This is a genomic window from Halobacillus sp. ABA4_118 (genome assembly GCF_056160205.1).
In genome coordinates, this window is sequence record NZ_JBSWWS010000001.1 from 2,197,209 (window position 1) to 2,209,779 (window position 12,571).

General features: G+C 47.7%; 12 protein-coding genes and 1 pseudogene. 6 read left to right on the forward strand and 7 right to left on the reverse strand.

From position 1 onward, the window contains the following. Positions 1 to 90: 90 nt before the first annotated feature. Positions 91 to 498 carry a nuclear transport factor 2 family protein gene (locus ACXAGL_RS10865; protein WP_474991172.1) on the forward strand — a complete coding sequence of 136 codons (408 nt, stop codon included), beginning with the start codon at positions 91 to 93 and terminating at the stop codon, positions 496 to 498. 316 nt (positions 499 to 814) lie between these two features. Then, positions 815 to 982 (forward strand): annotated as a pseudogene (locus tag ACXAGL_RS10870) (transposase); the annotation flags it as partial. Between the two features lie 211 nt (positions 983 to 1,193). Here the strand turns inward: ACXAGL_RS10870 and ACXAGL_RS10875 are convergent. The 3 genes from ACXAGL_RS10875 to ACXAGL_RS10885 are packed head-to-tail and all read right to left on the reverse strand — an operon-like array spanning position 1,194 to position 3,739. Continuing rightward, positions 1,194 to 2,729 carry a polyamine aminopropyltransferase gene (locus ACXAGL_RS10875; RefSeq protein WP_474991174.1) on the reverse strand — a complete coding sequence of 512 codons (1,536 nt, stop codon included), beginning with the start codon at positions 2,727 to 2,729 and terminating at the stop codon, positions 1,194 to 1,196. A gap of 18 nt (positions 2,730 to 2,747) precedes the next feature. After that, complete coding sequence (locus ACXAGL_RS10880; RefSeq protein WP_474967466.1) at positions 2,748 to 3,170, reverse strand: DUF350 domain-containing protein; 423 nt, start codon at positions 3,168 to 3,170, stop codon at positions 2,748 to 2,750. A 23-nt stretch (positions 3,171 to 3,193) separates the two neighbouring features. Continuing rightward, on the reverse strand, positions 3,194 to 3,739 hold the full coding sequence (locus tag ACXAGL_RS10885) for a DUF4247 domain-containing protein (RefSeq protein ID WP_474991176.1): 546 nt from the start codon (positions 3,737 to 3,739) through the stop codon (positions 3,194 to 3,196). A gap of 240 nt (positions 3,740 to 3,979) precedes the next feature. Here ACXAGL_RS10885 and ACXAGL_RS10890 point away from each other — a divergent pair, with 240 nt between their 5' ends. Together ACXAGL_RS10890 and ACXAGL_RS10895 are read left to right on the forward strand one after the other, a co-directional pair. Next, the gene (locus ACXAGL_RS10890) at positions 3,980 to 4,408 is read left to right on the forward strand and encodes a MarR family winged helix-turn-helix transcriptional regulator (protein ID WP_474967468.1); all 429 of its coding nucleotides are present in this window, start codon (positions 3,980 to 3,982) and stop codon (positions 4,406 to 4,408) included. Positions 4,409 to 4,468: 60 nt separating this feature from the next. Beyond that, the gene (locus ACXAGL_RS10895; RefSeq protein WP_474991177.1) at positions 4,469 to 5,320 is read left to right on the forward strand and encodes a pirin family protein; all 852 of its coding nucleotides are present in this window, start codon (positions 4,469 to 4,471) and stop codon (positions 5,318 to 5,320) included. A 33-nt stretch (positions 5,321 to 5,353) separates the two neighbouring features. Here ACXAGL_RS10895 and ACXAGL_RS10900 read toward each other — a convergent pair whose 3' ends face one another. After that, complete coding sequence (locus ACXAGL_RS10900; RefSeq protein WP_474991178.1) at positions 5,354 to 6,508, reverse strand: M14 family metallopeptidase; 1,155 nt, start codon at positions 6,506 to 6,508, stop codon at positions 5,354 to 5,356. 26 nt (positions 6,509 to 6,534) lie between these two features. After that, on the reverse strand, positions 6,535 to 7,404 hold the full coding sequence (locus ACXAGL_RS10905; RefSeq protein ID WP_474991179.1) for a dimethylarginine dimethylaminohydrolase family protein: 870 nt from the start codon (positions 7,402 to 7,404) through the stop codon (positions 6,535 to 6,537). Positions 7,405 to 7,523: 119 nt separating this feature from the next. On the opposite strand from ACXAGL_RS10905, the gene ACXAGL_RS10910 reads away from it, so the two are divergent. Together ACXAGL_RS10910 and ACXAGL_RS10915 are read left to right on the forward strand one after the other, a co-directional pair. Further along, positions 7,524 to 8,732 (forward strand): GNAT family N-acetyltransferase, encoded by a 1,209-nt coding sequence (locus ACXAGL_RS10910; protein WP_474991180.1) that lies wholly within the window; start codon positions 7,524 to 7,526, stop codon positions 8,730 to 8,732. Between the two features lie 85 nt (positions 8,733 to 8,817). Continuing rightward, positions 8,818 to 9,129: a hypothetical protein gene (locus ACXAGL_RS10915; protein ID WP_474967473.1), complete on the forward strand. Its 312-nt coding sequence runs from the start codon at positions 8,818 to 8,820 to the stop codon at positions 9,127 to 9,129. A gap of 44 nt (positions 9,130 to 9,173) precedes the next feature. On the opposite strand, the gene ACXAGL_RS10920 is transcribed toward ACXAGL_RS10915, so the two are convergent. Both ACXAGL_RS10920 and ACXAGL_RS10925 read right to left on the reverse strand, forming a co-directional pair. After that, positions 9,174 to 11,135: a hypothetical protein gene (locus tag ACXAGL_RS10920; RefSeq protein WP_474967474.1), complete on the reverse strand. Its 1,962-nt coding sequence runs from the start codon at positions 11,133 to 11,135 to the stop codon at positions 9,174 to 9,176. A gap of 30 nt (positions 11,136 to 11,165) precedes the next feature. Continuing rightward, entirely contained in the window at positions 11,166 to 12,425 is a 1,260-nt protein-coding gene (locus tag ACXAGL_RS10925) for an ATP-grasp domain-containing protein (RefSeq protein WP_474967475.1), read from the reverse strand. Positions 12,426 to 12,571 lie beyond the last annotated feature (146 nt).

Sequence of the window (12,571 nt, forward strand, 5' to 3'; positions counted from 1 at the left end):
ATTATAGTAGAAAATTATCGGTGATTGGCACAGGAGAAGAAAAATACGGGCTGTCGTCGTGGGTGTGACGATTATAAAAGGAGGATGACTATGACACATACGGTTGATGTCACGGGTGTGGAAGACTGTGGAAATGCGCCGAAAAAGCAATGGCTGAAGGCGTTTAACGAGGCTTTCGCAACAGGAGATGCCGCTTATATTCTGGATCAGGTGACTGATGATGTGATATGGAGGATCATTGGAGAAACTAATGTTATCCAAGGGAAAGCGGCGTTTGCTGAGGAACTGAAGTCCATGACGGAATACAAGGTCAGCGGGCTTCATTTTGATCAGATCATTACGCACGGAAGCACCGGATCCGCGAACGGAACGATCCTCATGCAAAGCGGCCGGCAGTATGGATTCTGCGATGTTTATCTGTTTACAAGTGCAGGGAAAAAGGCACAGCTGAAGGAGATTACCTCCTATCTCATCCCACTCCCGTCAAGCTCCAATTGATTCTGAAATACGGATTCGTCATCATCTGGTGGAACGCCTCCGCGTTTATTACTGTATGTATTAAAAAAGAAGCACACAACGGTGTGCTTTGGCTGTAGATAAAGCCTGTGTTAACCAGTTAGCGTTGTCCATTTGTCGTGGGAAGGGACACTTTCCGCTTATCGGTGGATGAATGCCGCGGGCACGTCCTCAGCTAACTTGGTCAGGAAGATCGCCTGCCCAAGTGGATCTTCGGCCCGTGCTGTTCCCGCAGGCATCACCACCGAACGCTTCTCGTGCCGACGTTAGAATATAGAGGAGAGATTGTGCACGAAGCAGGTTCGCAGATTCAAAAGAAAGGCATGGACTGCGCTATTCCCGCTTGCGTGGAAAACAAAAAGGGAAAGAACAGACGCTGATGACGGCTGCCTGCCGGAATATGAAAAAGATTTTCCTCCATCCAGCAAGGGTGAGCGGGGTGAAGGAGAGTTTTTGTCGATGTTAAAGAACCCCCAAGGAGCGATGCCCCTTCCACTCCTGCGGAAGAACGAGTGGTCCGAGATCGCCGAGCGTGGGTTTTGCGAAGAAGCTCGGTCGCTCGTTCGCGGAAAGGGAAGGGTCTTTCGTTCCTCGCGGTAAGAAAGAAAAAAGCTTGTAAAGAAACAGAGGTTTCTCTACAAGCTGAAGCACACAACTGTGTGCTTCTTTTTTGGAATTTAATAATCCTGCCATGCTTTTTGATACAACTGAATGAGGACGGGGCGGTTCAACGTATTGACGGGGATATCAAAGGTCGCTCCGTTCTCTTCCTCAATCAAAGCATCCGTATCATTGCCGAACGCGAACAACGCGCGTGCGGTCTCCTCATTTAAGAAGGACAGGTTGTCTGAGACCTCCAGGTTGTCGAGATTGATTTCTTCCCGTGAGGCCAGCGTGAACCCCCAGTTTCCGAAACTTGGTACATCCAGATGGTAGCTGTCCGTATACAATCCAGTTTCCTTCATCGTTTCGTGGATCGTCCAGAATACTTTAGGGGCAAAAACAGGGCTCGTGGACTGCATGCTGATTTTACCGCCGGGGGCAAGATGGTTACGGACGAGCGAATAAAATTGAGTGGTATACAATTTATTCAATCCCTCATTGTTCGGGTCGGGAAGGTCTCCGATGATGACATCATAGAACTTTTCATTTTCCTGCAGATACTGAAAAGCATCAGCGTGAACGACCTTAACACGGTCATCCTTGAGGGCACCTTCGTTTAGGCGGAGCAGCTCATGATGGGTGTTGGCCAGATCCGTCATTTCCGGATCGAGGTCTACAAGTGTGATGTCTTCCACCTGTTCATGTTTCAACACTTCCCGAACAGCGAGACCATCGCCGCCTCCAAGAATAAGGACGTTCCTTTTCTGTTCGGCAAGGGCCATGGGAATATGGACAAGGGCTTCATGGTAGCGGTACTCATCACTTTCTGAGAACTGCAGCTGTCCATTCAAATAAAGACGTACATCGTTCGGCTCCTTGGTCAGGATGATCCGTTGATATTGGGTATCTTCAGCATAAATCACCGGATCGGCATACACCCTCTGCTCAAAGGCTGCGGCATATTTTTCACCAAAAAGAAAGCCCCAACCGAGCAGAAGCAGAATAAGTACACCACTCAGCTTATGAAGAGCCGGACGGTGTATTTCTTTACGAAAATAGAACGTAAGGAACAAGGCAATAACCGCGTTGATCGCGGCGACTAAGAAGGCCGTTTTGATCAGTCCCAGTGCGGGCCTCAGGAGAAGAGCGAACCCGATGGATCCGATCAAGCTTCCTGCATAGTCAAAAAATAAAACACGGGCCGTGCTTTTGCTGATATCCGCCCGTATGTCCTGCACCCGCCTGATTAAAATCGGCAGTTCTAATCCGGTCAGGAAACCCGTCAGGGAAATCACGATATACAAATAAACCTGGGCGGTTCCCTGATCGAAGAAGGAAGAGAAAAAGAACAGACCAAAAACAGAAAAACCGCCGATGATGGCAATCAAAAACTCGGCCTGCACGAACCGGGTCACAAGCCGGTTTTTCAAACGTTCACTAACAGCCGCCCCAATCCCCATCGCCATTAAAAAAAGGCCGATGGTAATGCAGTAGTAAAGGACACTGTCCCCGAACAAGTAGCTTCCAGCCGCCCCGTAGAGAACTTGAAAGACGATTCCGCAGATGGAGACAATTCCTGATGATAAATATAAGTATCTCTGGGCGTTCATAAAGTACCTCCCGCAGGTTTACGTAATGCTGCCTGCCACGGCAAAGCCGATGAAAATGCTCACGGCAGCCGCAACGATTGCAACCGCTACGTTGTTTTTACGGATTTCGTCTTCTGCTTTGAAAGGGGTGACCAGTTCAAAGAGGTAATAACCGGCAATCATTAATACAAATCCGATCAAAATCCAGATAGCTGCGCCCCAGATGCTCAAGTTGTGGGCAATGGACGCTTGTGTGATGATGCCGAGGCCGATCAATTTACCAGCAAACTGTGTACCGACAGCTACATTTCCGTTCAGCAGCTCCTGACGGTCATCGTAGGGGGTGAATTTTTCAAAAACGGCCATGCAGATCCCGGCAATAAGGAGCATGAGCACCCAGTACACAAGGGTGAGCATCAGTTCTGTGGCATCAAGGATCTCTGAAAATTCAAAGGCAAACATAAATCAAACACTCCTGTCTTTCATTATTTTCCTGTTCCTGGTCCTCCACCACGAATACCACCCGGTGAATCCGAGGAATATTTCAAGGTCGGAAGCTTTCCACTGTTCTTCACATAACCGCCGCCGAGGATGTACCCGGTATATAGGAATCCTCCACCCCTGGATTCAAAATCCATATCAAATTCCTCTTCAGCCTCTCGGGCAATGCCGTAATCAGAAAAGAAGGCAGTGGAGTAGTTGTTTCGTACAAATTCTTCTCCAGACATTTCGACGAGAGAATCATTGGCGTCTTTCGGGTCTTCAAAAACCTGCACAAGCAGATCATCATAAATCATAAGGTGACGGTCGTTTTTCGAGGCTTCGTACATCGGTTCGTTTGTATCCATGATCTGATTGGCGACCGTAGTTACCGTTTGATTGGAAGCCCGGTATATTTCAGATTTGTTTTCCCTGTCGTCATAGACGATGTCCTCCAGGGGATACGTGTTGTCAACCGCTCCCTGCACGGAGGAACAACCTCCCATGATGATCAAAACAAGGAAAAAACTGTAGCTGATCCATCTCTTCATTGGTTCACCTCCTGACAGCTGTAGTAAAATTCGGTTGAAAAAGCCGTGGGTGTTTCAAAGCCGTTTAAGCAGGCGGACCCAGGGACATTTTCCCATATCATCCTCTTTCATTATACTTGTGTACGAACGAGGACTCAATAACGTTTCATTTATGATGGTTCAGGTCTTTTGACTTCGAGAGGTATCAGACCTTATACTGAACGGAGGAACTGCAGCTTAGACAGAGAAAGAAGAGATGCCATGAACTTACGTGTCGAGGACTACATCAGCATCAAGCTCCACCAGACAGACTTGAAGCTGACAAGTGAAATCAAATCACGCCTTCAGCCCTACAACCTTGCACCTGAACAAAATCTAGTCATGATGCTCTTGTGGGAAAAAGACGGACTGACTCAAAACCAGCTGTCTGAAAAACTTGGAAAAGATAAGACGAATATTGCCAGAATGGTAGGGAATCTTGAAGGGAAGGGCTTTATTGAACGGAAATTCTGCCCGAGCGACCGTCGTTCCCTGGAGGTATATCTGACCGAGGATGGGCGGAAATTGAAAGAAGAAGTCGTCCCTGTTTCTGAAGCGTTCAACGCGGATGTGACAGAGGGACTGAGTGAGCAGGATTTGGTACATCTGGACCAAGTGCTGACAAAAATCCTGAACAATATAAAAGGGTAAGGGTCCCTTTTTTTGCCAATATAGTATGCGTAGCAACTAAATGGAAGAAAGGATGGTTGGATGACATTCCAAAGAGAACTCAAGGAGAAGTGGAGAGTCGAATACACGGAGATGGGGTTTCCGGCTGTACAGAAAGGCTGGGTGCTTCCTGTCGAACGATGGCGTGATTTTGATCCATTCATCCTGATGGCGGAAGACTGGTTCAAAAAGGGCACCTTTCCCGATCATCCCCATAGAGGCTTTCAAACGGTGACTTATGTTGTGGATGGCAGGCTCGAGCATATAGATAACGCAGGAGGCCGTGAAATTCTTGAACCTGGTGACGTTCAGTATATGAATGCCGGGTGGTCGGCCCGTCACGCAGAAGACGGGGTGGAAGATGATATTGCCCATACGCTTCAGTTGTGGCTGAACCTTCCAAAGGATCAAAAGCAATCCGGCACGTTGTATCAGAACGTCTATCAGGAGGATGCCCCTGTCATTTCTTTTGGCGGAGGCAGTGTAAAAGTGTTCTCTGGAAATATCGCAGGAGTGACCGGTCCTCTCGATTCCATCGTTCCTATTACGTTGACGGAATGGACGATGGGAGAAGGGGCTTCCTATACGATGTCCCTGCCTGAAAACCATAATGCTTTTGTTTACGTGCTGGCAGGAGAAGCCGAAACCGGGCCCGGAAAACAGGTGATGAGAAAACACGAAGCCGGCCTGCTTACTTTCCGTGAAAATGGAGAAGAGGATAGTACTCTGACGATCCGTTCCAAAAAACGGCGCACTAAAGTGCTTGTTTATTCTGGAAAACCGATCCGCGAGGAAATTGTCCCGCATGGTCCTTTCGTGATGAATTCCATGGAGGAGATCGAGCAGGCTTTTGAAGATTTCCGAAAGGGTAAGTTCGGACCTCCAGCTGTATAAAGGACGCAGAAAAGCCTGAGAGGCAGCTGGCTCTCAGGCTTTAGTTATCGAAGTTACTGCTGACAGATCGTTTACCATACTTTCGCGTTTCATGACGGATATAATCACTTTTTCTGCTTCTGTGAGTACCGCCTCACGCCATTCCTGCTCTACAGGGTAGAACATGTTCCGAAGTTCCTGCAGGATCCATCGCCGGTCTTCTTCGTGTTCGGCACCTTCCCAGTACAGTTCATTTTCCAGAATAATCGTTGTGAACTCTCTAAGCTCCGCCTCGCGGCTTGTTCCGAATGTACCGAACTCGAACAGCGCCGATAAAAGACTGCGTTCAGGAAACTCATTTTGCTGCAGTTCATAAAAGTGATTGGTTGAATCGCCTTTGACTTTTGAGGGACTGAATTTTTCGATGTTCTCCATATGATAATCTTCTTTCAGTGTATCTACATCTCTTTCTTCAAGGTCTGAAATCACCATCGTCACTTCATTGGTCGGCCCGAGTGCTGTGTGCCAGTCCATATGGATCACCCGGCTGTAGTCATTCAGCATTTTCCTCTGCCACGTTTTCATAATGGAAGCAGACAATTCTTCTTCTTTTCCTCCATAATAAACGCCCTTTTCAAATTCATACTGTCCCATGCCCTTGGCGGACTTCACGGCTTTGTATCCCTGTTCTGCCATTCCTTTGGTCAAATATTCATAGAGAGCTGTCTTTTCTCTTGGAATTTCCTTTAAGCTGCCATTCGGCTGGAACAGACGGCTTGCATCACGATAGTTTGTGTTCAAATCCTCAGGCACATGTTCAGTCTTATAAATATAATTCCGGTTTAAGTCCACATTATTTTCTGTGACCCTGCGGAAATGCTTCATCCCCCAAGGGTTAATGCTGTGGACGAGGCATAATCCTGTATGATCCGCATCCATGCCGGATAGGTGCTTTTCGACAAACATTTTTATAACGGCCGCTCCCGCGTATCCTTCGATTCCGTGTTCACCTGTCGTCATGAACATGACCTGATCATTGTTTACAGTGGCATCGGCATAAATGAAGTCGATGGTTAAATCTTCTTCATTTCCGATGTATTCGGTATGAAGGGAAGCCTGTGGCCACCGTTTCTTTACCTGAGGAAGCAGCTTCCGAAAACGATCGCGCGATTCTTGATATGTTTTACTGAAATATTGTTGCGTATCCATGAAACCAACCACCTTTCTTTATATAATCATTGAACAGATGCATCTCTTGGATCTTCCCGATACAAAGGGAGGGTGCAGCAGCGGAAAGCCCCGCCGGATTTAATAATTTCTGAAAAATCAATGGGGAGCACTTCGAACCCTTTCTCTTCCAAAATCTCATTCAACCGGGTGTGAAGGGAGAGGCTGATCACTTTGTTTCTGCCAATCGAAAGCACATTCGGACCCATATGGAACGTTTCGTCCTTTGTGACAGGGATGACCTCGAACCGATCCCGGATCATCTGCCAACCCTCATCTGTAAACGCTTCTGGATAAGCGATGGCTGTGTGAGCATCCAGGATATTCAATACACAGTCCAGATGAAGGATTCCATCCGCAAGTGAAAGAACGTTCACATCTCTATCCGGTTCCTGCTGTTTGAGTTCTTGAACAGCTTCCATCGAAGTACGCCCGCTGTGACCAATCCAGATTGTGTTTCCATCGACGAGGACGTCGCCGCCTTCTATCGGATGGTGAAAAGTACGGATGTCATTCGTGTCACGGCTGTTCATCCAGGCCGTTAATTCACTCGTTTCACCTTTACGGACATCTTCTTTCATAGAACTGGTGTAGAAATGAGAACCGATGACGAAGCCGATATCTCTTGTGAAAACTTGTTCATGCAGGCTGGATTTAGAGGGGAGCAGGTGGACGGTAATCCCCTCCGCTTTTAGAAGGTGGACAAAATCCCTGTGCTGCTGTAACGCTGTATTCGTCTGTATTTCCTCATAATGTTTCTGTGTTTCATTGATTTTAGTTTCAATTCTCATATGACGGGGCTCCGAGACGAGTACGTCCAGCAGTTGACCGTATTCAGTGGAACAGTTGAATGCTGTTCTAGCAGCCGTATCTTTCACGGGACAAACCTCCATTCTTTCGTTGATTTATGTTTCCCCATCTCTGAACAGCCGAAACAATAGATTTCCAAATCGTAATGAGAGAAAATGGTAGAGTGGAATAATAAAGGAGGCATTTCATGGAGTTTAAACAATTAAAGGACTTTGAAGCATTTACAGACCTCTCCCGCCGGTGTTATCCCGGAATGAACCTTTTGACAGCGGAGGACCAGGAGCGCTATACCACTCACCGCAGGAAGATTTCCGGGTACGAAGATGTCCATCCAGTAGGATTGTACGACGGCTCCTCCCTTATTGGAGGTTATTTTGCTTACGATCATAGGATTCAAGTGTATGACCGGAAAGTAGAAGGCGCAGGGATAGGCACGGTAGCCGTAGATCTTCCTTACAAAAAACAGGGACACGCCAAGCGGATCATTACGAAGTTTTTACTGGATGCCAGAAAAGATGGACGTATAGTGACGCACCTTTATCCTTTTCAGCCGTCCTTCTATCAAAAAATGGGCTTTGGGATCGGCCCGGCGTTGTCTGTCTATCAGTTTCATCCTGCTCAACTCCCGGGTTTTCAACCGAGCCTGGACGTTCAGATGCTCACCGCTGATCACGTAGAGGAGGTTCATACCTGCTACCAGACCTGGGCCGGCCGGACCCATGGCGCCACGGATATCCCTCCTTATGGTTTTGCTTTTTTAGAGAAGCCGGAGCAGCATACGATCGGGGTTCGGAATAATGGAAGACTGGAAGGGTATATGACGTTCGAATTCAAGGCAGGAGGGCACTTCCTTGAAAACGACCTGCACATCAAAAACTTTTTCTATACGACGAAGGAAGCTTATCAAACTCTTTTAACCCAGCTGCATAATCAGAAAGACCAAGTCCAATCGGTCAGATTTCCGACGTTTGATGAAGATTTCAGTTTCACATTACATAATCCTGTCCACGAAGAGAATCATTTAATTCATTCTATATACCATAAAACCGCTGAGCAGGGACGCGGACTGATGTACCGCATTATAAATATCCCGGCTTTCCTGGATGCTGTTACCCATCAGTCCTTCGGCAGAGATACAATCCGGGTGGGATGGACAGTGAAAGACAGTCTGCTTGGGGAAACCTATGAAGCTGTCTGGCAGTTTGCGGCAGGGAGACCATCCCCGGCCAAAGAGGAGGCGGAGGTTCATATAGAACTTGATATCGGCTCGTTTTCCTCCTTAATGATGGGGTGTGTGTCATTAAACGCACTTGAAAAATCAGGCAGAGCCACTGTATCCAAGCCGGTCGATCTTTTCAACCAACCCGAAAAACCGCAATGCTGGACATTCTTCTAATTCTGACGGCAAGGGGAATGTTGAACGGTGAGCCTTCTGCATACATATAGTACATTAAGGAAAATGATGGAACGGAGTGGAGGGAGTGAATAAAAAGAGCAGACGGGCAGAAGCTGTTCATTACTTCAAAACACGCCCCTTGATTCATGTGCTGGAAGCAGCCCGGGTGAAGTATGAAGCCTACGGTAAGGCTTGTGGAACGATGATGACGGAAAAGCTTGCCTACAAAGAATTATTAGCTCTGGCTGATTTCATGGGGATGTCGGAACATGCGCTGGATTTGAAGCGGAAATTTTCCATTGCCCGATTTGAGCGGAGGATCATGGATCGCTGGGGGATAACCTTAGGAGAATTACTTGAAGAATATTTCTCAGGGACGGAGGGGTATAAGGAGTGAAACTTTAAAAACCCGGACTCATATCAAATGAGTCCGGGTTTTTGTTATACCCACGTATAATCTCTGCCCCAGCTTTCCTGAGCAAGCGTACGTATATTCTGTACGATCGTGTTTTCAACAGCGTAGGCATCTCCCTGTTCATAAGGGTTGTAATGGAAAGCGTACAGCCTTGATGTGAATGCATCAAAGGGAAGCGAGCTTTCCCCTTCCTGTTCTCCACTCCCGTTTACGCTTGGCTCAATATTCTGTCCCCAGTTCTGGGAGCCGTCGTTATTCGGGTTGTAGAAGTAAATACGGTAAATGCCCTGCGGGTCTTTTGCAATCCTTGTAATGGAAACGGCATGAAGCCCGAGCAGCTTTCCATGGACATTTGTAATGAATATGCCGACAGGATTCGGATAAATCAATTCATAGTCGTCATTGTAGTCTGGATGATGGGTCGCATAGAAGAGCTTGATAAATCCGTTGTAATCCAGAACATACCCTGTGATGGGATCGAAGACCGAACTGAACCCTTTCTGCACCCAGTTGCCGTAAAAAGCCGGGTTTACCCAGCGGTGGCCGTCTTCTCCGCGGAGGGCAACACGTGTCATCATCTCGCTGTAAATTTTATCTAAGTGCGGGACGAGTACGAGGGATACAGGGTCAAGCTCTTTATGAAGATCGGGGGCGAGCCCGCCTTTTAAGTCTTTGGAATGGATCTGAGCACCTTCAAATGTGAAATCCAAGTCCCCATCTCTGGCTGCTCTCGGAATGATCTCGAGCAGGAATCCAGGGGCATGCTGGGCCCATAAGCTGATTCCTCTCGCAGCCTGACAGGTCGGATTAAATCCTTGCCCGACCCCCATCGGCTGACCGAGGACCTGGATGGTGCCGGCGACGAGAATACTGTTGGCTGTCACACCTTCCCCGGTATTGGTTGTGGAATAGAGTGCATTCCTGACATCCGGCCGGATATCAAGCTCTATGAGCCTGCGCAGTCCCGGGGCTACGGGTGAGTGGGAGAGGACCCCGCGTTCAAGCATCATCGCAAGTCCGTAAATGGCTTGTCTCGTGCCTGGGAAAATGGACGAGCGGATCAACTGGATCACTAACTCCCGGTTTTCTTCAAGGTTGGCACTGCCCTTACTGTTAAGGCTCAGGGCATACGTTAACAGACCAGGATTCTGCTTGCTTAGAAATCTCAGCAGTGTCGCATGATGGGGAGCGACTAAACCGGTGTCCCGCATCGATGTGGCAAGCGCGACACTTTCTGAAATCAAGTCAGCCCTGGGGATCGTCTTCAGCTGGCTGCGGTACGCATGGACATCCTTGAACTGCCCGCTCAGTGGTGAGGGGCCTTCAATGGCAGCTATGAACTGTTTCAATTCTGTTGTATCATTCTTCTCTGTATCCTGGCTGACCATTTCTTTGGCCATCCTGATCATTGATACGATCCGCTTGATCATGATAGGGCGTTGGGCAGTCAGCCGTTTAATCTCATGAATAAGGGTCTGAATGAGGGCGGTCGACGATAAATGAGTGGAAAGAAACGTAAACAGTTTTTCAGCTTTCTCGTCATTTTCATGCTTTTCAATCCGCGCACTTTCGCTGGCATCTGGAAAAAGAAGGTTCAGGTTCAATACCATGACTTCATTGAGGAACTCTTCAGCCATTGTACGGGTCACACTCGAATTAGAAGCCTTTCCTTCGGCTATAGCCAGCATCCGCAGCTCGCTCAGCACTTCGATAATCATAGGCAGCCCTTTGGCTTTCAAGGATCCGCCTACGAGGGGAGGCTGAAGTTTCTCAGCGGATTCCCACGGACCGTCCTGAAAAACGCCGGCCTCTTCAAAACGTGCGGCATGCTGATAAAGGTTTTCAAATCCATCGTCTGCGTCAATCAAACGGTTGGCTTCCTGATAGACATCGGTCTGATATTTTGATTTTACAAAGGAAGGAGCCTGGGCCAGCTGGTCCAGGGCGTAAATGAATCGTTCAGCAAGAGCACCTGTGGTTTGAGGCATGTGACTACTCCTTTCTCTTTTTGAGAGAACTTAAATGTAGAAATTATACGTTTCGTACGTTTCCAGAAGGTCACGCATTTCTTCACTGTCACGTCCGAAGAAAAAGATGGTTCCATAATGGTTCCCAAACCCGACACGTTCCGCAACTTTCCCTTGTGGCGGTGTGAACATATCATGCTTTTCAAAATAGGGATGATCCTCAAGCTCTTCCGGAATCTTTAAATCCTCGACATATTCGATGCCCGGATGAACCATCAGGCACCCCGCATAGTTTTGATAATCATACGGATCAGGGAAGAATTCTTTAAGTTCTTCCTCCGTCGTGCTTGGGTCACTGCATAAGATCTGTGCTTCATACGCACTGAAACCGTACGCCCGCTCAATCAGTTCGAAAATATGGCCGCCCGGTACACGCGCCGCCACTTCACCGAAGTGGAGCGTGCCATCCTGGGTAATGAAATATTCCGGGTGGATCACGCCGTACTCGATTTCAAAGGCATCCACAAGCTGCTGCACAGCCTTTTCGATCAATGGACGTTTTTCTTCCAAAGAAGGAGAGGCAGGAACGAAATTGGAATACCCGAGGCGCACATATTCCGTAATATTCAGGAACTGGACTTTTCCTTTATGAATGAACGCTTCACAGGAGAATTCCTGTCCATCCAGATGACTTTCCATCAAAAGAGGAAAATCTGTATCCTGAATCTGGTTGATGTCTTCTTTTGTATACACCGCCAAGTGACCGACAGATCCCGCTTTGTCCAGAGGTTTCACGTGAATCGGGTCATAGTGGTCGCCTTCAAGCTTCAATAACGCTTCATTCACTCTTTTCAAGAAACGTTCCACATCTTCTTTATCTCTTGCCTCCTCAAACACCCCGACTTTAATACCGGAAATCTGTGCTTTCCGCTTCATCATCCCTTTGTCACGGAGCAGAAGGGAACGGTTGAAGACTTTCGGATCCTCTCTGAATCTGGCGTTCAGCGCCCCGGCCCATTCGACACACTCTTCATATAATGGAACAGCCACCTCGGCTCCCATATCCCGGAGCTGCTTATACAATTGATCCGATCCTTCATTCAGTTTATTGAAGTCCCAGCCTACAAAAGGAATATCGTGCTTCTCGGCATACGGTTGAAATTCCGCGGGACCTACGACGATGAACGGGCGGTTCATCCGTGCGGCCGCTTCAATGGCTTGGACACTCCATCCAACCAGTGCAGTATAATAAGGCTTCGTCTTTTCATCCTCTTCGATTGATGTGTTCATTTCCAGTTGATCCAATTCCATTCGATCCCTCTCCTTTGTCATTGAAAATCTAAATTTAGGAAACTTTGACATTCGTAAGTTAAACGTATCAAAGTAGAAGGAAAACTGTAAGCGTTAGATAGAGGTTCGACAAAACTAGTGAAGGTTTTACAAATCTCGTATTTCCT

Coding starts and splice junctions, on each gene's coding strand:
- ACXAGL_RS10865 (WP_474991172.1), top strand. CDS start 91: ATGACACATACGGTTGATGTCACGGGTGTGGAAGACTGTGGAAATGCG.
- ACXAGL_RS10875 (WP_474991174.1), bottom strand. CDS start 2,729: ATGAACGCCCAGAGATACTTATATTTATCATCAGGAATTGTCTCCATC.
- ACXAGL_RS10880 (WP_474967466.1), bottom strand. CDS start 3,170: ATGTTTGCCTTTGAATTTTCAGAGATCCTTGATGCCACAGAACTGATG.
- ACXAGL_RS10885 (WP_474991176.1), bottom strand. CDS start 3,739: ATGAAGAGATGGATCAGCTACAGTTTTTTCCTTGTTTTGATCATCATG.
- ACXAGL_RS10890 (WP_474967468.1), top strand. CDS start 3,980: ATGAACTTACGTGTCGAGGACTACATCAGCATCAAGCTCCACCAGACA.
- ACXAGL_RS10895 (WP_474991177.1), top strand. CDS start 4,469: ATGACATTCCAAAGAGAACTCAAGGAGAAGTGGAGAGTCGAATACACG.
- ACXAGL_RS10900 (WP_474991178.1), bottom strand. CDS start 6,508: ATGGATACGCAACAATATTTCAGTAAAACATATCAAGAATCGCGCGAT.
- ACXAGL_RS10910 (WP_474991180.1), top strand. CDS start 7,524: ATGGAGTTTAAACAATTAAAGGACTTTGAAGCATTTACAGACCTCTCC.
- ACXAGL_RS10920 (WP_474967474.1), bottom strand. CDS start 11,135: ATGCCTCAAACCACAGGTGCTCTTGCTGAACGATTCATTTACGCCCTG.
- ACXAGL_RS10925 (WP_474967475.1), bottom strand. CDS start 12,425: ATGGAATTGGATCAACTGGAAATGAACACATCAATCGAAGAGGATGAA.